General features: G+C 72.8%; 21 protein-coding genes and 1 pseudogene. 14 read left to right on the forward strand and 8 right to left on the reverse strand.

The genetic code is table 11. The features are described from left to right. The first annotated feature begins 226 nt into the window (after positions 1-226). The 4 genes from P1P75_RS25740 (at position 227) to P1P75_RS25755 (ending at position 3,612) form a co-directional block, all read left to right on the forward strand. Entirely contained in the window at positions 227-1,663 is a 1,437-nt protein-coding gene (locus P1P75_RS25740; RefSeq protein WP_319259403.1) for a DUF2252 domain-containing protein, read from the forward strand. Positions 1,664-1,684: 21 nt separating this feature from the next. Beyond that, the gene (locus P1P75_RS25745) at positions 1,685-2,179 is read left to right on the forward strand and encodes a hypothetical protein (RefSeq protein ID WP_319259358.1); all 495 of its coding nucleotides are present in this window, start codon (positions 1,685-1,687) and stop codon (positions 2,177-2,179) included. Positions 2,180-2,302: 123 nt separating this feature from the next. After that, complete coding sequence (locus P1P75_RS25750; protein ID WP_319259362.1) at positions 2,303-3,100, forward strand: J domain-containing protein; 798 nt, start codon at positions 2,303-2,305, stop codon at positions 3,098-3,100. Between the two features lie 182 nt (positions 3,101-3,282). After that, on the forward strand, positions 3,283-3,612 hold the full coding sequence (locus P1P75_RS25755; protein ID WP_319259405.1) for a rhodanese-like domain-containing protein: 330 nt from the start codon (positions 3,283-3,285) through the stop codon (positions 3,610-3,612). A gap of 58 nt (positions 3,613-3,670) precedes the next feature. Here the strand turns inward: P1P75_RS25755 and P1P75_RS25760 are convergent, their stop codons facing one another. The 6 genes from P1P75_RS25760 to paaA all read right to left on the reverse strand — a co-directional run bounded on the left by P1P75_RS25760 (position 3,671) and on the right by paaA (position 8,587). Next, entirely contained in the window at positions 3,671-4,804 is a 1,134-nt protein-coding gene (locus P1P75_RS25760; RefSeq protein WP_319259365.1) for an acyl-CoA dehydrogenase family protein, read from the reverse strand. A gap of 157 nt (positions 4,805-4,961) precedes the next feature. Continuing rightward, positions 4,962-6,023 carry a 2Fe-2S iron-sulfur cluster-binding protein gene (locus P1P75_RS25765; RefSeq protein ID WP_319259368.1) on the reverse strand — a complete coding sequence of 354 codons (1,062 nt, stop codon included), beginning with the start codon at positions 6,021-6,023 and terminating at the stop codon, positions 4,962-4,964. Beyond that, a complete protein-coding gene (paaD, locus tag P1P75_RS25770; RefSeq protein ID WP_319259371.1) occupies positions 6,023-6,550 on the reverse strand; it encodes a 1,2-phenylacetyl-CoA epoxidase subunit PaaD in 528 nt (175 codons plus the stop codon). The genes P1P75_RS25765 and paaD overlap by 1 nt, the downstream gene beginning before the upstream one ends. Beyond that, positions 6,544-7,266: a 1,2-phenylacetyl-CoA epoxidase subunit PaaC gene (paaC, locus tag P1P75_RS25775; RefSeq protein WP_319259374.1), complete on the reverse strand. Its 723-nt coding sequence runs from the start codon at positions 7,264-7,266 to the stop codon at positions 6,544-6,546. Before paaC ends, paaD begins: the two co-directional genes overlap by 7 nt. After that, positions 7,263-7,550 carry a 1,2-phenylacetyl-CoA epoxidase subunit PaaB gene (paaB, locus tag P1P75_RS25780; RefSeq protein ID WP_086770437.1) on the reverse strand — a complete coding sequence of 96 codons (288 nt, stop codon included), beginning with the start codon at positions 7,548-7,550 and terminating at the stop codon, positions 7,263-7,265. The genes paaC and paaB overlap by 4 nt, the downstream gene beginning before the upstream one ends. Continuing rightward, positions 7,547-8,587: a 1,2-phenylacetyl-CoA epoxidase subunit PaaA gene (gene paaA / locus P1P75_RS25785; RefSeq protein ID WP_319259408.1), complete on the reverse strand. Its 1,041-nt coding sequence runs from the start codon at positions 8,585-8,587 to the stop codon at positions 7,547-7,549. The genes paaB and paaA overlap by 4 nt, the downstream gene beginning before the upstream one ends. Before the next feature lie 386 nt (positions 8,588-8,973). Here paaA and P1P75_RS25790 point away from each other — a divergent pair, with 386 nt between their 5' ends. The 3 genes from P1P75_RS25790 to P1P75_RS25800 are packed head-to-tail and all read left to right on the forward strand — an operon-like array spanning position 8,974 to position 11,785. Further along, complete coding sequence (locus P1P75_RS25790) at positions 8,974-9,816, forward strand: DUF5819 family protein (RefSeq protein ID WP_319259376.1); 843 nt, start codon at positions 8,974-8,976, stop codon at positions 9,814-9,816. Beyond that, a complete protein-coding gene (locus tag P1P75_RS25795) occupies positions 9,813-11,030 on the forward strand; it encodes an HTTM domain-containing protein (RefSeq protein ID WP_319259379.1) in 1,218 nt (405 codons plus the stop codon). Before P1P75_RS25790 ends, P1P75_RS25795 begins: the two co-directional genes overlap by 4 nt. Further along, entirely contained in the window at positions 11,027-11,785 is a 759-nt protein-coding gene (locus P1P75_RS25800) for a TrmH family RNA methyltransferase (protein WP_319259382.1), read from the forward strand. The genes P1P75_RS25795 and P1P75_RS25800 overlap by 4 nt, the downstream gene beginning before the upstream one ends. A 28-nt stretch (positions 11,786-11,813) precedes the next feature. Here P1P75_RS25800 and paaN read toward each other — a convergent pair whose 3' ends face one another. Beyond that, positions 11,814-13,520 carry a phenylacetic acid degradation protein PaaN gene (gene paaN, locus P1P75_RS25805; protein WP_319259385.1) on the reverse strand — a complete coding sequence of 569 codons (1,707 nt, stop codon included), beginning with the start codon at positions 13,518-13,520 and terminating at the stop codon, positions 11,814-11,816. A 160-nt stretch (positions 13,521-13,680) separates the two neighbouring features. Here paaN and P1P75_RS25810 point away from each other — a divergent pair, with 160 nt between their 5' ends. Together P1P75_RS25810 and P1P75_RS25815 are read left to right on the forward strand one after the other, a co-directional pair. Then, positions 13,681-15,195, forward strand: a complete 1,515-nt coding sequence (locus P1P75_RS25810) for a 3-hydroxyacyl-CoA dehydrogenase (protein ID WP_319259388.1) — start codon at positions 13,681-13,683, stop codon at positions 15,193-15,195. Further along, on the forward strand, positions 15,192-15,779 hold the full coding sequence (locus P1P75_RS25815; protein WP_319259391.1) for a TetR/AcrR family transcriptional regulator: 588 nt from the start codon (positions 15,192-15,194) through the stop codon (positions 15,777-15,779). The genes P1P75_RS25810 and P1P75_RS25815 overlap by 4 nt, the downstream gene beginning before the upstream one ends. A gap of 2 nt (positions 15,780-15,781) precedes the next feature. Here the strand turns inward: P1P75_RS25815 and P1P75_RS25820 are convergent, their stop codons facing one another. Continuing rightward, positions 15,782-16,345 (reverse strand): Lrp/AsnC family transcriptional regulator, encoded by a 564-nt coding sequence (locus P1P75_RS25820; RefSeq protein ID WP_319259393.1) that lies wholly within the window; start codon positions 16,343-16,345, stop codon positions 15,782-15,784. 175 nt (positions 16,346-16,520) lie between these two features. Between P1P75_RS25820 and pdhA the strand changes: the two genes are divergently transcribed. The 5 genes and pseudogenes from pdhA to P1P75_RS25845 form a co-directional block, all read left to right on the forward strand. Then, the gene (gene pdhA / locus P1P75_RS25825; RefSeq protein ID WP_319259396.1) at positions 16,521-17,657 is read left to right on the forward strand and encodes a pyruvate dehydrogenase (acetyl-transferring) E1 component subunit alpha; all 1,137 of its coding nucleotides are present in this window, start codon (positions 16,521-16,523) and stop codon (positions 17,655-17,657) included. Continuing rightward, entirely contained in the window at positions 17,654-18,658 is a 1,005-nt protein-coding gene (locus tag P1P75_RS25830; protein ID WP_319259398.1) for an alpha-ketoacid dehydrogenase subunit beta, read from the forward strand. The genes pdhA and P1P75_RS25830 overlap by 4 nt, the downstream gene beginning before the upstream one ends. Continuing rightward, positions 18,658-20,049: a dihydrolipoamide acetyltransferase family protein gene (locus P1P75_RS25835; protein ID WP_319259400.1), complete on the forward strand. Its 1,392-nt coding sequence runs from the start codon at positions 18,658-18,660 to the stop codon at positions 20,047-20,049. The genes P1P75_RS25830 and P1P75_RS25835 overlap by 1 nt, the downstream gene beginning before the upstream one ends. A 164-nt stretch (positions 20,050-20,213) precedes the next feature. Continuing rightward, positions 20,214-21,230 (forward strand): NTP transferase domain-containing protein, encoded by a 1,017-nt coding sequence (locus P1P75_RS25840; protein ID WP_319259410.1) that lies wholly within the window; start codon positions 20,214-20,216, stop codon positions 21,228-21,230. Continuing rightward, positions 21,227-21,409: pseudogene (locus tag P1P75_RS25845) on the forward strand (molybdopterin molybdenumtransferase MoeA); the annotation flags it as partial. The gene P1P75_RS25840 and the pseudogene P1P75_RS25845, both read left to right, overlap by 4 nt.

The raw sequence follows: 21,409 nt of genomic DNA on the forward strand, positions 1-21,409 counted from the left end.
TGCCTGGTGCTCCGGGGGTGTTTTTAAAAGGAAGGTGTTGCCCGCAACCCGGGGTCCCGGGGGGCCCGCAGGGGGGGGCCGGCGGTGGGGGGTGGGGTTTTTGGCGGTTGCCCACAGGGTTTGACGGGTTTGGGTGAGGGGCGGTGGTTTCTCACGAGTTGATGTTCGTCCGTGTGCGGGGGAGGCGGTCGTGGTGACAGAGGTCGGTGCCGGGGTGGGCGTGACGGTGGGCGCGGACGTGGTGTCCGATGCGGAGAGCGGCGTGACCGTGGGGGCGGGGCCGCGACTTCCCCGGGTGCGGGGGTTCGCCCAGTGGCCCGCCTCGGAGTCGCCGAAGGAGGAGGGCAAGGCACTGCGCCGCGGAGTGCCGCGCTCGGTGCATGCCGCGCTCGACCTGGACGCCTCCCGCCCGGACGCGGTGACGGCCGTCGAGGAGTCCAGCAGGGACCGTATCCCCGCACTCGCGCCGATACGGGTGGGGCGGATGGCGGCCACTCCGTTCGCGTTCCTGCGGGGCTCGGCGGGCCTCATGGCGTACGACCTGGCCCGGACCCCGATGACCCGCCTCACGGCGCAGATCTGCGGCGACGCGCACGCGGCCAACTTCGGGCTCTACGGCGATGCCCGCGGCGGCCTGGTCATCGACCTGAACGACTTCGACGAGACGGTCGACGGTCCGTGGGAGTGGGACCTCAAGCGACTTGCCGCCTCCCTGGTCCTCGCGGGCCGGGAGGCCGGCGCCGACGAGGACACCTGCCGTCAGGCGGCGCACGGCGCGGTCGGCGCCTACCGGCGCACCATGCGCCTGCTGGCGACACTTCCGGTGCTGGACGCGTGGAACGCCATCGCCGACGAGGAACTCGTCTCGCACACCGACGCCCACGACCTGCTGGGCACGCTGGAGCGGGTCTCCGAGAAGGCGCGGGCCAACACGAGCGGGCGGTTCGCGGCCAAGTCGACCGAGCCGACCCCCGGGGGCGGGCGCCGCTTCGTCGACGCGGCGCCGGTGCTGCGTCGCGTCCCGGACGCCGAGGCAGCCGCGGTGGCCGCGTCCCTGGAGCAGTACGTGACCACGCTGCCGGAGGACCGGCTGCCCCTGCTGGCCCGGCACGCGGTGCACGACGTGGCCTTCCGCATCGTCGGCACGGGCAGCGTGGGCATGCGGTCCTACGTCGTCCTGCTGCTGGACCACCGGGGCGAGCCGTTGGTGCTGCAGGTGAAGGAGGCGCGGGATTCGGTACTGGTGCCGCACCTGGCGAGCGCGGGCTTCGAGGCACCGGCCGTCGAGCACGAGGGACGGCGCGTCGTCTTCGGGCAGAAGCGCATGCAGGTCGTCAGCGACATCCTGCTGGGCTGGACGACGGTCGAGGGCCGGCCCTTCCAGGTCCGCCAGTTCCGCAACCGCAAGGGCAGCGTCGACCCCGCCGCCCTCGCCGCCGACCAGGTCGACGACTACGGCCGCATGACCGGAGCCCTGCTGGCCCGTGCCCACTCGCACAGCGCCGACCCGCGGCTCATCGCCGGATACTGCGGCAAGAACGAGGAGCTGGACGAGGCGATGGCGTCCTTCGCCATGGCCTACGCAGACCGCACGGAGGCGGACCACGCCGATCTGGTGACTGCGGTGCGGTCGGGGAGGATCGCGGCCGAGGTGGGAGTGTGAGCGCGGCATGAGGGACCTGCGGTGAAGTACGTCGAGCTGGACGGGCGGGTCGGTGACCTCACGGGGGTCCTCGATCCGGGGCCGTATCTGCGGCGGTTGCCGGTGCTGGGCGGGCGGCTCCCGCCGGGGGCGCGCGCGTTCGCCACCGATCCGGACCACTACGACTTCTCCGGCAGGCGGTGCGTGAAGGATCTCCTGCCGCGGGCCGGCCGGCGGATCGGGCGAGAGGACTGGGAGATCCGCTTCGGGCACAACTGCTGGAAGCACGACGAGGATCTGGTCGTCCGCTACTCGGGCGTCTCGCGTCTTCAGGCCGGCGTCCTTGACGTGCGCGCCCTCGACGACCTTGGTGAGGCGGTTCTTGACGACCTCGGCGAGGTGATCCTCGACGAACTCCTTCCCGACCCCGGAGGCTGTGCCCACGAGCTGGCCTGCCGCTCCGGTTCGCTCCTGGTGGGGTGCCGGGACCTGGAGGCGGAGTGGGTGGCTGCGGACTGTCCGCAGGGCCGGGGCTGAGGGAAGGGGGCTGAGGGGACGGGTGGTCCGGGTGGTCGTCGGGCCGGTCCGGCTGCCGATGTGGTGGGCCGGGGAAACGGACGGTGAGCGGGTGCCGCCCCGAGGGTGGCCTACGCTGGTCGGGTGACGACCCCCGAAGCTGAGCAGTCGCGGCCCGAGGAGCGGCTTGAGCAGGCCGTGCGGGCCGCTGAGCAGGCGTTGATCGAGTTCGAGATCGCGGTGGAGACCTTCCGCGTCGAGGTCGAGAACTTCTCGCGGCTCCACCACCAAAAGCTCGGTCCGATGTACGCCCGGCTCGATGAGCTGGAGGCGCAGATCGCCGAGGCCACGGCTGCCCGCACCGGCGATCCGGAGGATCTGCGCAAGGCGGCCGAGGCGCGGGCCCGGGTGATGCCGATGCCCGGGGTCGAGGAGCTGTTCCACGGCTGGATGGACGACAACGGGCTGTTCCCCGAGGCCGAGGCGATGCTCACGGACCAGCCGGTGCGGCCCCCGCAGCGGGTGCGGCCCAGCGACGAGGTCCGCAAGCTCTACCGGGAGCTGGCCCGCAAGGCCCACCCCGACCTGGCGCAGGAGGATGCGGAGCGGGCGCGGCGCGAGGAGTTCATCACGCGGGTCAACGCCGCCTACGCCCGCGGCGACGAGGCCCTGCTGCGTGAGCTGGCCGACGAGTGGGCGGCCGGTCCGGTCCCCGCGGAGCGGCGGCCGAGCCCCAGCGAGGAGCTGTACGCCCGCCTCGAGTGGCTCGCCGAACGCAAGGAGATGCTGGCGCTGGTGGCCAGGGAGCTGGAGGAGGGCGCGATCGGCGCGATGCTCCGGATGGCACCGGACGATCCTGACCGGCTCCTGGAGGAGATCGCCGACCAGCTTCTGGGCGAGGTGGCGAAGCGGGAGGCCGAGCTGGCGGAGCTGGCGGGCTAGGCCCTGCGGGGTCGCTTTTCCGGGTCGGTGGGTTCCGGGCCGGTCGTTTCCGGGCCGGTTCGGGGGCGGTGGGTTCCGGGGCGGTCCCAGGCCGGTCGGTTCCGGGGCCGTCGTTCGCCAGTGGGCCTCGCCGCCGGGTGGGCGGTGTCCGGTAGCGTCGGGGTATGAGTTTCGGAGCTGGTGTGCCCACGGTCGGGGTCGAGGACCTCAAGGACGGCGACTTCCTGCTGGACGTCCGGGAGGACGACGAGTGGAAGGCCGGCCACGCCGAAGGGGCACTGCACATCCCCATCAGTGACTTCGTCGCCCGCTACGGCGAGCTGACCGAGGCGGCACCGCAGGACGGACGGGTCCATGTGATCTGCCGCGCCGGTGGGCGTTCCGCCCAGGTCACCATGTACCTCGCGCAGCAGGGCATCGACGCGGTGAACGTGGACGGCGGCATGCAGTACTGGTCCGCCGTGGGCCGCCCGGTCGTCACCGACGACGGGCAGCCCGGCTTCGTGTTGTAGTCGAGCGGTGCGGCGGCCCCGTGGTGCCGCGCCGTCGAGGCCCTGGCGGCGGGGCGGCTCAGCTGAGGGTGTGGGCGGCCAGCAGGTCGCCCAGGGCCTCCTCGTGCGCCGCCGCGGGGCCGAGGGACAGCTCCAGGTGTTTGGCCCAGGCGTGGTAGCGGTGCAGCGGGTAGTCGATGTCGGCGCCGAAGCCGCCGTGCAGGTGCTGCGCGGTCTGCACCACCCGCCGTACGCCCTCCGAGGCCCAGATCTTGGCCACGGCCATGTCGCCGGAGGCGGGCAGCGCGCCCTGGGCGCGTGAGTCGAGCCGCCACGCGGCCTGCCAGAGGGTGACCTCCATCGCGCGCAGGTCGATGTACCGGTCGGCGGCCTGCACGGCGACCGCCTGGAAGGTGGCGATCGGGTGCCCGAACTGTGCCCGCTGCCCGGCGTAGTCGCCCGTCATGCGCAGGACGCGTTCGCCGAGGCCGAGTGCCAGGGCACAGGTGCCGGTGGTCAGCAGGCCGCGCAGCCACTCCCAGGCGCCGTCGGCGGTGATGACGTCCTGGCCGGGGACGCGCGCCGATTCGAGGCGCAGCTCGCCCAGGCGTTCGCCGGTGGTGGAGGTCTGCTCGGCGAGCGAGGTTCCCTCGTGCCCGCGGGGGACCAGCGCGAGGACGCTCCGGTCGTCCCCGGTGTGCGCGGGTACGAGGACGAGGTCGGCGTCGTGGGCCCAGGGCACCGCCGTCTGTACTCCGTCCAGCACCCATTCGGAGCCGTCCTGGCGGGCGGTCACGGCGAGTTCGGCGGCGTCGTGTCCGGTGCGGCCGTGCGCGGCGACGGTCAGGACGGTCTCGCCCCTGCCTGCCCCCGCGAGCAGCGCCGACTTCGCCTCGGGCCCGCCGAACGCCTGTACGGCGGCTGCGGCGGCGCTGCTCTCCAGGAGCGGGACGCGGGCCAGGACCTTCGCCGACTCCCGCAGCACCAGACAGAGGGCGACGGCGTCCAGGCCGGCCCCGCCGTGCTCCTCGTCGAGCAGCAGGCTCAGCAGGTCGGCGTCGGCGAGCCTGGCCCACAGGGCCCGGTCGAAGTCGGCGGCGACGGGGCCCCTGGTGAAGGCGGGGCTGGGTACGCCGTCGGGAGCCACGTCGCTGAAGACGCCTCGCGCGGCCTCGGCAGCGGCCTGCTGCTCCTCGGTGAAGGTGAAGTCCACGGCCTGTCCTCCCGACGGGTCAGCTGATCTGACGGTCCGTCAAGATAGAGCAGGTTCCGGAAGAAGGGAACGGGAGAGCGGGGACCGCCGGGCGCAGTGCCCTTAGCCGGGTGCAGGGCCCTTCCACGCCAAGCCACGCCCTTCCCGGTTCACCGGTTCACCGGTCGAAGTCCACCTCCACCGTTTCCGTCAGCGGACGCGACTGGCATGCCAGCACGAAACCGGCCTCCGTCTCCTCCGGTTCCAGGGCGAAGTTGCGGTCCATGCGCACCTCGCCGGAGACCAGGAAGGCCCGGCAGGTTCCGCACACTCCGCCCTTGCAGGCGTAGGGCGCGTCGGGCCGGTTGCGCAGGACCGTGTCCAGAACCGATTCGCCGTCCGCCACGGGCCAGCTGCCGCCCCGGCCGTCGAGCCGGGCGGTCACCGTGCTGTGCGCGGGGGCGGGGATGGTGGACGCGGGGGCGGTGACGTCCACGTGGAAGATCTCCTCGTGGAGGTGGGAACGGGGGACGCCGAGGTCCGTCAGGGCACGCTCCGCGCCCTGCACCAGCCCGAACGGTCCGCACAGGAACCAGCCCGCCACGTCCGCCACGGGCAGCAGCGCCGGGAGGAGCGCGGTCAGCCGCTCCCGGTCCAGTCGCCCGGACGGCAGCCCGGCCTGCTGTTCCTCGCGGGAGAGCACGGTGACCAGGTGCAGCCGCTGCGGATACCGGTCCTTGAGGTCGGCGACCTCCTCCAGGAACATCGTCGACGCCGCCGTACGGTCGCTGCGGACCAGGCAGAACCGGGCCGCGGGCTCGCGGGCCAGCAGGGTGGCGACGATCGAGAGCACCGGGGTGATTCCGCTGCCGCCGACGATCGCCGCGTACAGCCCGGGTGCGGGATCGAGGGTGAACCGGCCTGCCGGGGTCATCACCTCCAGCTCGTCCCCGATGTCGATCTCCTTGAGGGCGTACGTCGAGAAGGCGCCGCCCTCGACCAGCCGCACGCCGACCCGAAGGGTGCTGGGTCCTTCGCCGCCGGGATCGGGCGCGGGCGAGCAGATCGAGTACGTCCGCCGGATCTCCGTCCCGTCGGTCCTGCGCCGCAGGGCGAGGTGCTGGCCCGGCGCGTGCCGGTACTCCTCGCGCAGCGCGGCGGGGACCGAGAAGGTGAGGGCCACGGAGTCGTCGGTGAGCCGGTCCACCGCGGCCACGGGGAGCGGGTGGAAGCGGGCCATCACAACTCCTTGAAGTGGTCGAAGGGTTCGCGGCAGTCCAGGCAGCGCCGCAGGGCCTTGCAGGCGGTGGAGGAGAAGCGGCTGAGCAGTTCGGTGTCGGCGGAGCCGCAGTGGGGGCAGCGGACGGGGTCGTGGTCCTGCTCGGCGGTGCGGGTCGGTCCCAGGGTGACGCCGACCGGTCCGGCCGTGCGCTGGGCGCGCGGCGGGGCTATGCCGAACTCCCGCAGTTTCCGGCGGCCTTCGGCGGAGATGTCGTCCGTGGACCAGGCGGGGCTGAGCACCGTGCGCACGGTGACCTCGCGGACGCCGTGGTCGCGCAGGGCCCGCTCGATGTCCGTGGACATCGCCTCCACGGCGGGGCAGCCGGTGTAGGTCGGGGTCAGCTCGACCTCGACGGCGTCGGTGTCGCGCACATGGACGGCGCGCAGGACGCCCAGTTCCTGGAGGGTGAGTACGGGCAGCTCTGGGTCGGGCACCGAGCCGGCGACCGCGAGGAGTTCCGCCTCCAGCGGGGTGAGGGTCACCATGACGCCCCCGGGTGGCTGCGGTGCAGGTGCTGCATCTCGGCGAGCATCCGTCCGAAGGACTCGGTGTGCAGGCCCTGACGTCCCGCGCCCGCACGCCACGCCCCGGTCCGCGGTCCCTCGGGCGTCTCCAGGCCGGCCCGGCCGAGCACGGTCCCGACCGATTCCAGCCAGGGCGTCTCCAGGCCGGTCAGGTCGGTGCCGACGCCCTCCACCGGCTGGAACATCTCGCCGGTGAACCGCCACAGGGCGTCGCAGGCCCGTCGCATCCGCTCGTGGCTGACGTCGGTGCCGTCACCGAGCCGCAGGGTCCACTGCTCGGCGTGGTCGCGGTGGTAGGCGACCTCCTTGACGGCCTTCGCCGCGAGTCCCGCGAACGGCCCGTCTGCGGTGGCCAGTCGGTCGTACAGCAGGTGCTGGTAGGTGGAGAAGTACAGCTGGCGGGCGATGGTGTGGGCGAAGTCGCCGCCCGGCTGTTCCACCAACTGCAGGTTGCGGAAGGCCCGTTCCTCGCGGAGGTAGGCGAGGTCGTCCTCGTCGCCGACCATCGACAGCAGGATGCGGGCCTGGCCGAGGAGGTCGAGGGCGATGTTGGCGAGGGCGACCTCCTCCTCCAGTACCGGCGCGTGGCCCATCCACTCGCCCAGGCGGTGGGAGAGCACCAGGGCGTCGTCGCCGAGGGCGAGCGCGGCGGTGTCGGTGTGCGTGGTCGTGGTCACAGGTGCTTCACCCCTTCCGGGATCTCGTAGAACGTGGGATGCCGGTACGGCTTGTCGGCGGACGGGTCGAAGAACGGGTCCTTCTCGTCCGGTGAGGAGGCGGTGATCGCGGCGGAGGGCACGACCCAGATCGAGACGCCCTCGCCGCGCCGGGTGTACAGGTCGCGGGCGTTGCGCAGGGCGAACTCCGCGTCCGGCGCGTGCAGGCTGCCGGCGTGGGTGTGGGAGAGGCCGCGGCGGGAGCGCACGAAGACCTCCCACAGGGGCCAGTCGGTGTTCGTCATGCCTGCTTCGCTCCTGTCTCGCGGCTCTCACGGTTCTCGTGGCTGTCACCGCTGTGCTTGGCCGCGTGGGCCGCGGCGGCCTCCCGGACCCAGGCGCCCTCTTCGTGCGCCCGGGTGCGCTGGGTGATCCGCTGCTCGTTGCACGGACCGTTGCCCTTGAGGACTTCCTTGAATTCCGTCCAGTCGATCGGGCCGAAGTCGTGGTGGCCCCGCTCCTCGTTCCACTTCAGGTCCGGGTCGGGGAGGGTCAGGCCGAGCGACTGCGCCTGTGGGACGCAGATGTCGACGAAGCGCTGGCGGAGTTCGTCGTTGGAGTGCCGCTTGATCTTCCAGGCCATCGACTGCGCGGAGTGCGCGGACTCGTCGTCGGGCGGGCCGAACATCATCAGTGAGGGCCACCACCAGCGGTCCACCGCGTCCTGGGCCATCGCGTGCTGTTCCGGGGTGCCGCGGCTGAGGGCCAGCAGCAGTTCATACCCCTGGCGCTGGTGGAAGGACTCCTCCTTGCAGACACGGACCATGGCGCGCGCGTACGGACCGTAGGAGCAGCGGCACAGGGGGACCTGGTTGGTGATCGCGGCGCCGTCCACCAGCCAGCCGATCGCGCCGACGTCGGCCCAGGTCAGGGTGGGGTAGTTGAAGATCGAGGAGTACTTCTGGCGGCCGGTGTGCAGCTTGTCCAGCAGTTCCTCGCGGCCCGTGCCGAGCGTTTCGGCCGCGCTGTAGAGGTAGAGGCCGTGGCCCGCCTCGTCCTGGACCTTCGCCATGAGGATGGCCTTGCGGCGCAGGGAGGGGGCGCGCGTGATCCAGTTGGCTTCCGGCTGCATGCCGATGATCTCGGAGTGGGCGTGCTGCGCGATCTGGCGGACCAGCGTCGCGCGGTAGGCCTCGGGCATCCAGTCGCGGGGCTCGATGCGTTCGTCGGCGGCCACCGCGGCGTCGAAGGCGCGCTGGTAGGCGTCCTGCTCGCCGTCGGCGGCTTCCTGGCCGCCGGACCGCTGTGTGCGGGCCGTCCGGTGCGCGGCTGCTGTCGCCATGCGGTTCCCCTCGACCTCGGGCTCTGTGTGAGCCATCTCCCGACCGATCGTTCGGTCCGTGCGATTCCATGGTGAGACGGGCGCCGTAAGGTGTCAACCGCTGTGGACAACCTCTCGCCTCCCTGTGGAAAACTCGGGCGGTCCTTCGGTGGCGGGGCCGCGGCGCTCACTCGGCCGGGCTCGCTCGGGGGGAGGGCTGCGCGGCACGGGCCGGGCTGAGTACCGTTCCGTGCGACGACTGTGCGACAGCCGTACGAAGGCTGTCCTGCTCCGTGCTCGGCGCACGGGGTGCGGGAGCGGCTCGACGTGACGCGGTGGCGCGTACACACGGTCGCCGCGGCGCGGCAGCAGGCGCAAGACGGACCGGAATCGGGGAACGGGGCGGAATGAACGCGTACGACGGAGGCGCCGGCCCCCCGCGGGGGGCCGAGGCGCCACGGGGGCCGAGGACGCCGGTGGAAGAGCCGGCGGAGGCGGCCGAGCCGACAAAGGGGCCGACGGAGGGGCCGCAGCCGACGGGTGGCCTGTCCGGCGCCCGGACCGAGGCCGCGCAGGACGGGCGCCCGGCCCTGCCCGATCCCCGCAGCGGTGTGGCCGCTCTCTCCACGCGCTATCAGGTCGTCGCCGCCCTGGCGCTCGCCGTCGTCGCGGTCGCCGTCTGTGTGCACGTCGCCATGGTGTTCCTGCACGTCGCACCGTCCAACACGGTCACCAAGACGCACGGCGAGGCCATCGACGAGTACATCTATCCCGAGTTCGAGCAGAACTGGAAGCTCTTCGCGCCGAACCCGCTCCAGCAGAACATCGCCGTCCAGGTCCGTGCCGACGTCCGCACCGCCGACGGGGCGGCCGACACCACCGGCTGGTTCGACCTGTCCGCCCAGGACGGCCGCGGCATCGACGGCAACCTGGTGCCGAGCCACACCCAGCAGAACGAACTGCGCCGCGCCTGGGACTTCTACGTGGGCTCGCACGACTCCGAAGACCGCTCGGCGGGCCCGCGCGGCCCTCTCGCCGAGACCTACCTGCGCAACATCGTCGTGCTGCGCCTGGAGCGCGGCGACGCGGCCGGCCGGGGCGGCGTCATAGAGCGCGTCCAGGTCCGCTCCCGCACCACGAACGTGCCGGCGCCCGAGTGGGGCACCGACAAGGTCACGTCGAAGCCGGTCTACCGTGTGCTGCCCTGGTGGCCGCTGCCCGCCGGTGAGACCGAGGGAGGCGCGCGGTGAACCGGTTCTCCCTGTCGGTGTCCACCGTCATCGCGCGCGTCACCGGGTCCGCGCTGGGGCCGTACCAGAGCGCCGTGGTCCGCATCGGGTTCAGCCTGACCTGGCTGTTGTTCCTGCTGCGTGAACTTCCCCACCGCGCGGAGCTGTACGGGCCCGACGGTCCGTGGAGCTGGGGGCTGGCCCGGCAGCTGATCGACGACAACGGCGCCTTCACGGCCCTGATGTGGTCGGACGGCCGCCTCTGGTTCGAGGCCGTGTACGTGCTGTCGCTCCTGTCGAGCCTCCTGCTGCTGCTGGGCTGGCGCACCCGCACCATGTCGGTGCTGTTCATGGTGGGCGTGCTCTCGCTGCAGAACCGCAGCGTCTTCGTGGGCGACGGCGGTGACAACGTCCTGCACCTGATGTCGATCTACCTGGTCTTCATGCGCTGCGGCCGGGTCTGGTCGCTGGACGCGCGGCGTGAGCGGCGCACGGCCGAGGCACGTGCGCGCGGGGAGCGGGTCACCGACCGGCTGGGGCCCGCCCTGTGGAGCGTGTTCGGCGTCGTGCTGGTCGTGGCGACCGCGGGAGGCCGGCTCGACGGTGACTGGACCGTGCCGGTGATCCTGTGGGCGGTGTGGGCCGCGCTGGGCGTGCGGTGGGCGGTGGGGCGCCTCGCGGCGTCCGCCCAGCCCCGGATCCTGCTGGACGTCATCACCGACATCCTGCACAACGGCGCCCTGCTGGTGATCATGGCCGAGGCCTGCCTGATCTACGCGACGGCAGGCTGGTACAAGATCCAGGGCTCCCGCTGGCAGGACGGGACCGCCGTCTACTACCCGCTGCACCTGGACTACTTCTCCCCCTGGCCGGCGCTCGGCGACCTGCTGTCCGCCAGCGGCACCATGGTGATGCTGGTGACCTACGGGACGGTCATCGTGCAGGTGGCCTTCCCGTTCACCCTGTTCAACCGGCGGGTGAAGAACGTCCTGCTCGTCGCCATGATCGCCGAGCACACCGCGATCGCCGTGATCCTGGGGCTGCCGTTCTTCTCCCTGGCGATGATCGCGACGGACGCGGTCTTCCTGCCGACGCCGTTCCTGCGACGGCTGGGCGGGTGGGCCACGCGCGTGTGGCAGGCGTTGCTGCCGCGGCGCGGCGCCGCCCTACCGAAGCAGCGGGGGGCGCACGAGCCCGAGGATGCCGAGCCCAGCCGCGTAGGCTTCACGGCATGACCGACCCCGATCCGCTCGGCCTGTGGGGCCGGCTCGCCGATGCCTCGGTGCTGCTCGACGGCTTCCACGCCGTCAAGCACGCCGTGCGCTTCGGGGCCGACGTGCCGGTGGCCGTCGCGGTCGACCGGCGGGCGGCGCTCGCCCTCGCCGGTGAACTCGCCCCCGACCTACGGGCGACGCTGGAGACGCTCCTGACGGAGGTGCCGGAGGCGACGTACGCCTCGCTGGTGCCGCGACCGCATCCCACCGCCGTGGCCGCCCTGGCCGTACGGCCCGCTCGGGAGGCCAATCTGCGGGCGCTGGCCCGCACGCCCCGCACCGCGCCGGTCGTGGTCCTCGACGATCCGCGCAATCTGGGCAACGCGGGGGCCGTGATCCGGCTGGCCGCCGGTTTCGGGGCGACCGGCGTGGTCACCACCGGGACGCTCGACCCCTGGCACCCGACCGTGGTGCGCGGCGGGGCCGGGCTGCACTTCGCGACGGCTGTGGAGCGGCTGACCGCCGACGAGCTGCCGGCCGGGCCGATGTTCGCCCTCGACCCGGAGGGCGAGGACATCCGGGGCGTGAAGCTCCCGGACGACGCAGTCCTCGCCTTCGGTTCGGAGCGCAGCGGGCTGTCCGGGGTGCTGCGCGCGCGGGCCGATCAGCTGCTGGCCCTGCCGATGCGCCCCCAGGTCTCCAGCTACAACCTCGCGACCAGTGTGGCCATGACGCTGTACCACTGGAGCGCGACCGGGGGCGCCACGCGCGTGTAGGCGCCCCCGCCCAGGCCCGCGTCAGGGCTCAGGCTTCTCTGCGGACCTCGACCACGCGGAAGCGGTTGGCGACGAACGCGCCGTCGGTGAGAGCCGCGTTGGCCGCCGGATTGCCGCCGGAGCCGTGGAAGTCGGAGAAGGCGGCCGTCTGGTTGACGTACACCCCGCCGGTGAGGTTCAGGGAGAGCTGGGCGGCCTCCTCGAAGCAGACCTCCTGGACGGCCTGCTCCACCTCCCCGTCGGTCGTGTACGCGCCGACCGTCATTGCGCCCTTCTCGCGGATGGTGCGCCGCAGCAGCTCCACGGCGTCCGCCGCCGAGTCCACCGCGACGGCGAAGGAGACCGGCCCGAAGCACTCGCTCATGAAGGCCGCCTCGTCGTCGGCCCCCTCCCAGTACTTCCGTGCCCCGTCGAGCTTGACGATCACGGGAGTGCGCACGACGGCGCCCGGGAACTCGGGGTTGCTCACCTCGCGGGAGGCCAGCGCGACCTCTCCGAGGCCGGCCGCGGCCTCCAGGCGGGCCTTCACGTCCGGGTTGACGATCGCGCCCAGCAGGCCGTTCGCGCGCGCGTCGTCGCCCAGGAGGCCGTCGACCGCGCGGGCGAGGTCGGCGACGACCTCGTCGTAGGTCTTGGGGCCCTCGTCGGTGCGGATGCCGTCGCGGGGGATCAGCAGGTTCTGCGGGGTGGTGCACATCTGGCCGCTGTACAGGGACAGCGAGAACGCCAGGTTGGACAGCATGCCCTTGTAGTCGTCGGCGGACTCGACGAGCACCGTGTTGACGCCGGCCTTCTCGGTGTAGACCTGCGCCTGGCGGGCGTTGGCCTCCAGCCAGTCACCGAAGGCGGTCGAGCCGGTGTAGTCGACGATCCTGATCTCGGGGCGGGTGGCCAGGGTCTTGGCGATGCCCTCGCCGGGCCGCTCGGCGGCGAGCGCGACCAGGTTCGGGTCGAAGCCGGCCTCGGTGAGCGTCTCGCGCGCGACGGCCACGGTCAGCGCGAGCGGCAGCACCGCGCGCGGGTGGGGCTTCACCAGGACCGCGTTGCCGGTGGCGAGCGAGGCGAACAGGCCCGGATAGCCGTTCCACGTCGGGAAGGTGTTGCAGCCGATCATCAGGGCGATCCCGCGCGGGACCGGGGTGAACCGCTTGGTGAGGGCCAGCGGGTCGCGCTTGCCCTGCGGCTTGGTCCACTCCGCGGTGTCGGGGGTGCGGACCTGCTCCACGTAGGCGTACGCCACCGCCTCCAGGCCGCGGTCCTGCGCGTGCGGGCCGCCCGCCTGGAACGCCATCATGAAGGCCTGGCCGGAGGTGTGCATGACCGCGTGCGCGAACTCGTGGGTCCGGTCGCTGATGCGCTTGAGGATCTCCAGGCACACCACCGCGCGGATCTCCGCGCCGGCGTCCCTCCACGCGCGCTGACCGGCCTTCATGGCGGGCAGCAGCTGGTCGATGTCCGCGTGCGGATACTCGACGCCCAGCTCGATGCCGTACGGCGAGGTCTCGCCGGCCACCCAGCCGTCGGTGCCCGGCTGGCCGAGGTCGAGGCGGGTGCCCCGGACCGCGTCGAAGGCCGCCTTGCCGGCCGCCGCGTCCAGGCTGCCGTGCGCGCCGTAGGCCTTGGGGTGCTCGGGGTGCGGGGACCAGTACGCGCGGGTGCGGATCGCTTCCAGGGCCTGGTCGAGCGTGGGCCGGTGCTTGGCGATCAGATCGTGGGCGGTGAGTTCGGCGGCCATGCGGGACCAACTCCTCGTCTGGAGAGCTCTTCGTCGAGCTCCGGACCTGGACGGAAACAGGGACAGGAACGGACAGTCAGGGTTAGAGTAACCGAACGATCGGTCGGGACAAGGGGGTCCGCCGTATCTGTGGACAACCCCGTGCGGGAGGATCGCGCACATGACAGCACTCGACCTCAGCAGCCCCGTGGCCGTCGTCGGCACCGGCACCATGGGCCAGGGCATCGCCCAGGTCGCGCTGACCGCGGGCCACCCCGTGCGGCTGTACGACGCCGTCGCCGGCCGGGCCGTGGAAGCCGCCGCCGCGATCGGTGCCCGACTCGACCGGCTCGTCGAGAAGGACCGTCTCACCGCCGCCGAACGCGACGCCGCCCGCGCCCGCCTCGCGCCCGTGGACACCCTCGCAGGACTCGCGGACTGCGCGCTGGTCGTCGAGGCCGTCCTGGAGCGGCTGGACGTCAAGCAGGACCTGATGCGCGCCCTGGAGGACGTGGTCGGCGAGGACTGTCTGCTCGCCACCAACACCTCCTCCCTGTCGGTCACGGCCATCGGCGCCGCCCTGCGCAACCCGGGCCGCCTCGTGGGCCTGCACTTCTTCAACCCGGCGCCGCTGCTGCCGCTGGTCGAGGTCGTCTCCGGGTTCGCCACCGACGTCACCTCGGCCACGCGCGCGTACGAGAGCGCCCGGCTCTGGGGCAAGACGCCCGTCGCCTGCGCCGACACCCCCGGTTTCATCGTCAACCGCATCGCCCGGCCCTTCTACGCGGAGGCCTTCGCGGTCCATGAGGCGCAGGGCGCCGACCCGGCCACGATCGACGCGATCCTGCGCGAGTCGGGCGGCTTCCGGATGGGCGCGTTCGAACTGACCGATCTGATCGGGCAGGACGTCAACGAGTCCGTCACGCACTCCGTGTGGCAGGCCTTCTTCCAGGACGTGCGCTTCACGCCCTCGCTGTCCCAGCGCCGCCTGGTCGAGTCCGGCCACCTGGGGCGCAAGACCGGGCAGGGCTGGTTCGACCACCGCGACGGCGCCGAGCGCGCCGAGCCGCACACCGCGGAGAAGCGCAGGCCGCCCGCTTACGTCATCGCCGAGGGAGACCTGGGGCCCGCCTCGGAGCTGCTCGCGATGATCCGCGAGGCGGGCATCCCCGTGCGCGAGGAGGACGAGGACAATGGCATGCGCCTGGTCCTGCCGAGCGGCGGCCAGCTCGCCCTCGCCGACGGCCAGACCTCCGTGGAGTTCCGGGACGTCGTCTACTTCGACCTCGCCCTGGACTACCGCAAGGCCACCCGCATCGCCGTTTCCGCCTCCCAGGACACCCCCCAGCAGACGCTGTCCGAGGCCATCGGCCTCTTCCAGGCGCTCGGCAAGGACGTCAGCGTCATCGGTGACGTCCCCGGCATGATCGTCGCCCGTACGGTCGCCCGGATCGTCGACCTTGCGCACGACGCCGTCGCCAAGGGCGTCGCCACCGAGGAGGACATCGACACCGCGATGCGCCTGGGCGTCAACTATCCGCTCGGCCCCTTCGAGTGGAGCCGCAGGCTCGGCCGGGTCTGGGCCCACGACCTCCTGGAGGAGCTGCACCTGCGTGAGCCCTCCGGCCGCTACGCGCCCTCTCTGGCGCTCTACCGCTACGGGCACTCCGCCGACAAGCGGGAGGGCACCCCGTGACCGCTGCCAAGCGCGACACGTACACCCCGGAGACCCTGCTGTCGGTCGCCGTGCAGGTCTTCATCGAGCGCGGCTACGACGGCACCTCCATGGAGCACCTCTCCAAGGCGGCCGGCATCTCCAAGTCGTCGATATACCACCACGTCAGCGGCAAGGAGGAGCTGCTGCGGCGGGCGGTGAGCCGGGCGCTCGACGGCCTCTTCGCGATCCTCGACGAGGAGCCCGCGCGCGCGGGGCGCGCCGTTCAGCGCCTGGAGTACGTCGTGCAGCGCATGGTCGAGGTGCTCATCTCCGAGCTGCCGTACGTCACGCTGCTGCTCCGCGTGCGCGGTAACACGGGCACCGAGCGGTGGGCCCTCGAACGGCGGCGCGACTTCGACCACCGGGTCGCCGCGCTGCTGAAGGCTGCCGCCGACGACGGGGACGTACGCGGCGATGTGGAGGTGCGGCTCGCGACCAGGCTGGTCTTCGGGATGATCAACTCGATCGTCGAGTGGTACCGCCCCGACGGGCGGGGCATGGGTGAGCGCGAGGTGAGCGAGGCGGTCGCCAGGCTGGTCTTCTCAGGGCTGCGCCAGGCCTGAGGTCAGCCCTGCGGCTCCAGGTCCTCCTCCTCGAAGACCAGCAGCGTGCGCGTACTGAGCACCTCGGGGATCGCCTGGAGGCGGGTGAGCACCAGCTCGCGCAACGCCCTGTTGTCGGGGGTGTGCACCAGGAGCAGGACGTCGAAGTCGCCGCCCACCAGGGCGATGTGGGAGGCGCCGGGCAGCTGTCTGAGCTGCTCGCGGACCGTGCGCCAGGAATTCTGGACGATCTTCAGCGTGACGTAGGCGGAGGTTCCGTGACCCGCGCGCTCGTGGTCCACCCGCGCGCCGAAGCCGCGGATGACGCCGTCCTCGACGAGCCGGTTGATGCGCGCGTAGGCGTTGGCGCGCGACACGTGAACCCGCTCGGCGACCGACCGTATCGAGGCGCGGCCGTCCGCCTGGAGCATCTGCAGGATGTCCTGATCGATGGCGTCGAGCGGGCGGGGCGGGAGGCCGCCCTCCGGGCGGGACGCCGCCGTGGTCCCAGCGCGCGGCGCGGCCCTGCCTTCCGCGCGCTGGGGCAGGCTCTCGTCCGGGCTGTCGGCCATTTGTTCAGGTGTCATGTCCCCCCGCCTCTTCGCCGTGGACGTACTGCGTCCATCTCAGGCTGTGGAGAACCGTTTGTCCACAGCCTGAGGGGGCCAGTAGCCAAAATGTGCCGACGACCGAACAATCGGTAGGTGAGGCGGGTCACAACCGACCCGTCTCCCGTAGCCACTCCCACGAGGAGGTGCCGTCATGACGGTCATGGAGCAGCGGGGCGGATACCGGCCCACACCGCCGCCCGCCTGGCAGCCCCGCGCCGACCCCGCGCCGCTGCTGCCCGACGCGGAGCCCTACCGCGTCCTCGGCACCGAGGCGGCCGCACAGGCCGACCCGGTGCTGCTGCGCCGGCTCTACGCCGATCTGGTGCGCGGCCGTCGGTACAACACGCAGGCCACCGCCCTGACCAAGCAGGGCCGCCTCGCGGTCTACCCCTCCAGCACCGGCCAGGAGGCCTGCGAGGTCGCCGCCGCGCTCGTCCTGGAGGAGCGCGACTGGCTCTTCCCGAGCTACCGCGACACCCTCGCGGTCGTCGCCCGCGGCGTGGACCCGGTGGAGGCCCTCACGCTGCTGCGCGGCGACTGGCACACCGGCTACGACCCCTTCGAGCACCGCGTGGCCCCCCTGTGCACGCCGCTCGCCACCCAGCTCCCGCACGCCGTGGGCCTCGCGCACGCCGCCCGCCTCAAGGGCGACGACGTGGTGGCGCTCGCCATGGTCGGCGACGGCGGCACCAGCGAGGGCGACTTCCACGAGGCGCTGAACTTCGCCGCCGTCTGGCGGGCGCCGGTCGTCTTCCTCGTCCAGAACAACGGCTTCGCGATCTCCGTCCCGCTCGCCAAGCAGACCGCCGCCCCCTCCCTGGCCCACAAGGCCGTCGGGTACGGCATGCCGGGCCGGCTGGTCGACGGCAACGACGCGGTCGCCGTGCACCAGGTGCTCGCCGACGCCGTGCGGCACGCGCGCGCGGGCGGTGGTCCCACGCTCGTCGAGGCGATCACCTACCGGGTGGAGGCCCACACCAACGCCGACGACGCGACCCGCTACCGCGGCGACGACGAGGTCGAGACCTGGCGCCGGCACGACCCGATCGACCTCCTGGAGCACGAGCTGACCGAGCGCGGACTGCTCGACGAGGAGACGAAGCAGGCCGCCCGGGACGCCGCCGAGACCATGGCGGCCGACCTGCGCGCCCGCATGAACCAGGACGCACCCCTCGACCCCATGGACCTCTTCGCCCATGTGTATGCCGAGCCCACGCCGCAACTGCGGGAGCAGCGCGCCCTGCTGCGGGCCGAGATCGAGGCGGAGCAGGGAGGAACGCAACTGTGACCACCGTCGCCGTCAAGCCCGCCACCATGGCGCAGGCCCTCACGCGCGCACTGCGTGACGCGATGGCCGCCGACCCGTCCGTGCACGTCCTCGGTGAGGACGTCGGCACCCTCGGCGGCGTCTTCCGGGTCACCGACGGACTCACCAAGGAGTTCGGCGAGGACCGCTGCACGGACACCCCGCTCGCCGAGGCCGGCATCCTCGGCACCGCGGTCGGCATGGCCATGTACGGCCTGCGGCCGGTCGTGGAGATGCAGTTCGACGCCTTCGCCTATCCGGCGTTCGAGCAGCTCATCAGCCATGTCGCCCGCATGCGCAACCGCACCCGCGGCCGCATGCCCCTGCCCCTCACGATCCGCGTCCCCTACGGCGGCGGAATCGGCGGCGTCGAGCACCACAGCGACTCCTCCGAGGCCTACTACATGGCCACTCCCGGACTGCACGTCGTCACGCCCGCCACGGTCGCCGACGCCTACGGCCTGCTGCGCGCGGCCATCGCCTCCGACGACCCGGTCGTCGTCCTCGAACCCAAGCGCCTGTACTGGTCGAAGGACTCCTGGAACCCTGAGGAGCCGGCAGCCGTTGAACCCATCGGCCGCGCGGTGGTGCGGCGCTCGGGCCGGAGCGCCACACTCATCACGTACGGGCCGTCGGTGCCCGTCTGCCTCGAAGCCGCCGAGGCGGCCCGCGCCGAGGGCTGGGACCTCGAAGTCGTCGACCTGCGCTCCCTGGTGCCGTTCGACGACGAGACGGTCACCGCCTCGGTGCGACGGACCGGACGGGCGGTCGTCGTCCATGAATCGGGCTCCTTCGGAGGCCCGGGCGGGGAGATCGCGGCCCGCGTCACGGAGCGCTGCTTCCACCACCTGGAGGCGCCGGTGCTGCGCGTCGCCGGGTTCGACATCCCCTACCCGCCGCCGATGCTGGAGCGCCACCACCTGCCCGGCGTCGACCGCATCCTGGACGCCGTGGCGCGTCTGCAGTGGGAGGCCGAGAGCTGATGGCACAGGTGCTGGAGTTCAAGCTCCCCGACCTCGGCGAGGGACTCACCGAGGCGGAGATCGTCCGCTGGCTGGTAGAGGTCGGGGACGTCGTCGCCGTCGACCAGCCGGTCGTCGAGGTGGAGACGGCCAAGGCGATGGTCGAGGTCCCCTGCCCCTACGGCGGGGTGGTTACCGCACGCTTCGGCGAGGAGGGCATGGAACTGCCCGTCGGCGCCCCGCTGATCACGGTGGCGGTGGGCGCACCGGCCTCCGGCGGCTCGATGGAGGCCGTGGAGGTCCCTGACACCCAGGGCGCCAAAGCCGCCGCGAGCGGCCAGGGCTCGGGCAATGTCCTCGTGGGGTACGGCACCTCGGAGGCGCCCGCGCGACGCCGCAGGGTACGGCCGGACCGGCCGGCCCCCACCAGCGCGCCCCCGGCGCCGGCGGTGGCCGAGCCGAGAGACGGGCGGTCCCGGACCGCCGAGCAGGCGGACGGACCCGTGGCGGTCATCTCCCCCCTCGTACGCAGGCTCGCCCGCGAGAACGGCCTCGACCTGAGGGAGCTGACCGGCTCCGGGCCGCAGGGGCTGATCCTGCGGGCCGATGTGGAGTACGCCCTGCGGGCCGCCGCCGCGCAGGGCCGGACCACGACGGCGGCTCCCGCGCCGCACCCGCGCGTGGCGGCACAGCCGACGGTCACCACCGGCCCCGCGGCGGTCTCCGTCGGCACCCGCGTCCCGCTCAAGGGCGTCCGCGGTGCCGTCGCCGACAAGCTGTCCCGCAGCCGCCGCGAGATCCCCGACGCGACCTGCTGGGTCGACGCGGACGCGACCGAGCTGATGCGTGCCCGTACGGCGATGAACGCGACAGGGACGAAGATCTCCCTGTTGGCGCTTCTGGCCCGTATCTGCACGGCGGCGCTGGCCCGCTTCCCGGAACTCAACTCCTTCGTCGACCAGGAGGCCAGGGAGATCGTCCGGCTGGACCACGTCCACCTGGGCTTCGCGGCCCAGACCGAGCGAGGTCTCGTCGTGCCCGTCGTCCGCGACGCGCACGCCCGCGACACCGAGGGCCTCAACGCGGAGTTCGCCCGGCTCACCGAGTCGGCCCGCACCGGGAGCCTCACGCCGGGCGATCTGACCGGCGGGACCTTCACGTTGAACAACTACGGCGTGTTCGGTGTCGACGGCTCCACGCCGATCATCAATCACCCCGAGGCCGCCATGCTCGGCGTCGGCCGCATCATCCCCAAGCCGTGGGTGCACGAGGGCGAACTGGCCGTGCGCCAGGTCGTGCAGCTCTCGCTCACCTTCGACCACCGGGTGTGCGACGGCGGGACTGCGGGAGGCTTCCTTCGCCATGTGGCGGACTGCGTGGAACAGCCGGCGGTGCTGCTGCGCACCCTGTGACCGGGTGGGCACCGGGGCGCCCCGTCACGGCGTGACTGTGCGGGCGCTCCGGCGTTCCCCGCTCCGCCGTTCCTCGTGATCGGGGTGCCGCGCATACTCGGGGGGTGACTCCGAACGAGCCGCGGGCGGCCGCCTCCGGCGAGCGCCCGACCCAGGACACCGTCGTGCCCTCCGCCCAGGACGCCGACGAGCTCGCCCATGATGCCGTCGTGCTCGCCGGTGGCGGGGCCCGCCGGCTCGGCGGCGCCGACAAACCCGGTGTGCGGGTCGGCGGACGAGCGCTGCTCGACCGGGTGCTCGGCGCCTGCTCCGAAGCGGGCGCGACCGTCGTCGTCGCCGGACCGCGGCCGACCGCACGGCCCGTGCGCTGGGCGCGCGAGGACCCGCCCGGTGCCGGCCCCGTGGCCGCCCTCGGCGCCGGGCTGAGCCACACCACCGCGGACACCGTCGTCGTACTCTCCGCCGACCTGCCGTTCCTCGTGGCCGACACCGTCCGGCGACTGCTGGCCGCCCTGGACGGGCAGGGCGCCGAGGGGGCGCTGCTCACCGACGCAGACGGCCGCGATCAGCCGCTCGTCGCCGCCTACCGCACGTCCGCCCTGCGCCGCGAACTGGCGGCGCTCGGCGAGGAACACGGCGGCCTCGCAGGGTTGCCCCTGCGCCGGCTGACAGCCGGGCTCGACCTCACCCGCGTCCCCGACCCCGTCGCGTCCTTCGACTGCGACACCTGGGACGACATCGCCACCGCCAGAGCACGCATCAGGGAGCATGGCCACGTGTTGGATGAATGGATTTCCGCAGTCAAGGACGAGCTGGGCATCGATCTCGACGTCGACACCGGCGTTCTCCTCGATCTCGCCCGCGACGCCGCCCACGGGGTGGCCCGGCCCGCGGCCCCCCTGACCACCTTCCTGGTCGGCTACGCCGCCGGGCGGGCCGGGGGAAGCCCCGAAGCCGTCGCCGAGGCGTCCCGCAAGGCCACCGCCCTGGCGATCCGCTGGGCCGACGAGGCCGGTGAGGCCGCCAAATCCGCCGCCGAATCCGCCGCCGAATCGGCTGACGAAACCGCCGAGAAGCCCGCTGGGAACGCCCCCGCTGCCACCCCGGCTGCCACCCTGGCCGACGGACAGCCCGGCGTGGCTCCCGATGCCACGCCCGACACCCGCCCGGACGCCGGATGACCGCCCCCGGCATCCGGGACGGCCAGGATGCCGAGGACCTCGACGTCGAGGAGGTGCTCGCCCTCGTGAAGGACGGCAACCGACCCGCCCGCCCCGCCGCCGACGTCACACGCGACCCGGCAGCAACGCACGGCGATAGTCACGGGCACGGCTCCCACACGGCCCCCTCCCCCGAAGCC

The sequence above is a fragment of the Streptomyces sp. ID05-39B genome (genome assembly GCF_033794725.1).
GTDB lineage: Bacteria > Actinomycetota > Actinomycetes > Streptomycetales > Streptomycetaceae > Streptomyces > Streptomyces bobili.

What these genes read in the sequence shown, in the direction of transcription:
- paaN (WP_319259385.1), bottom strand. Translation starts at nt 13,520, where the DNA reads ATGGCCGCCGAACTCACCGCCCACGATCTGATCGCCAAGCACCGGCCC.
- P1P75_RS25790 (WP_319259376.1), top strand. Translation starts at nt 8,974, where the DNA reads ATGAACGCGTACGACGGAGGCGCCGGCCCCCCGCGGGGGGCCGAGGCG.
- pdhA (WP_319259396.1), top strand. Translation starts at nt 16,521, where the DNA reads ATGACGGTCATGGAGCAGCGGGGCGGATACCGGCCCACACCGCCGCCC.
- P1P75_RS25820 (WP_319259393.1), bottom strand. Translation starts at nt 16,345, where the DNA reads ATGACACCTGAACAAATGGCCGACAGCCCGGACGAGAGCCTGCCCCAG.
- P1P75_RS25800 (WP_319259382.1), top strand. Translation starts at nt 11,027, where the DNA reads ATGACCGACCCCGATCCGCTCGGCCTGTGGGGCCGGCTCGCCGATGCC.
- P1P75_RS25835 (WP_319259400.1), top strand. Translation starts at nt 18,658, where the DNA reads ATGGCACAGGTGCTGGAGTTCAAGCTCCCCGACCTCGGCGAGGGACTC.
- P1P75_RS25765 (WP_319259368.1), bottom strand. Translation starts at nt 6,023, where the DNA reads ATGGCCCGCTTCCACCCGCTCCCCGTGGCCGCGGTGGACCGGCTCACC.
- paaB (WP_086770437.1), bottom strand. Translation starts at nt 7,550, where the DNA reads ATGACGAACACCGACTGGCCCCTGTGGGAGGTCTTCGTGCGCTCCCGC.
- paaD (WP_319259371.1), bottom strand. Translation starts at nt 6,550, where the DNA reads ATGGTGACCCTCACCCCGCTGGAGGCGGAACTCCTCGCGGTCGCCGGC.
- P1P75_RS25810 (WP_319259388.1), top strand. Translation starts at nt 13,681, where the DNA reads ATGACAGCACTCGACCTCAGCAGCCCCGTGGCCGTCGTCGGCACCGGC.
- paaA (WP_319259408.1), bottom strand. Translation starts at nt 8,587, where the DNA reads ATGGCGACAGCAGCCGCGCACCGGACGGCCCGCACACAGCGGTCCGGC.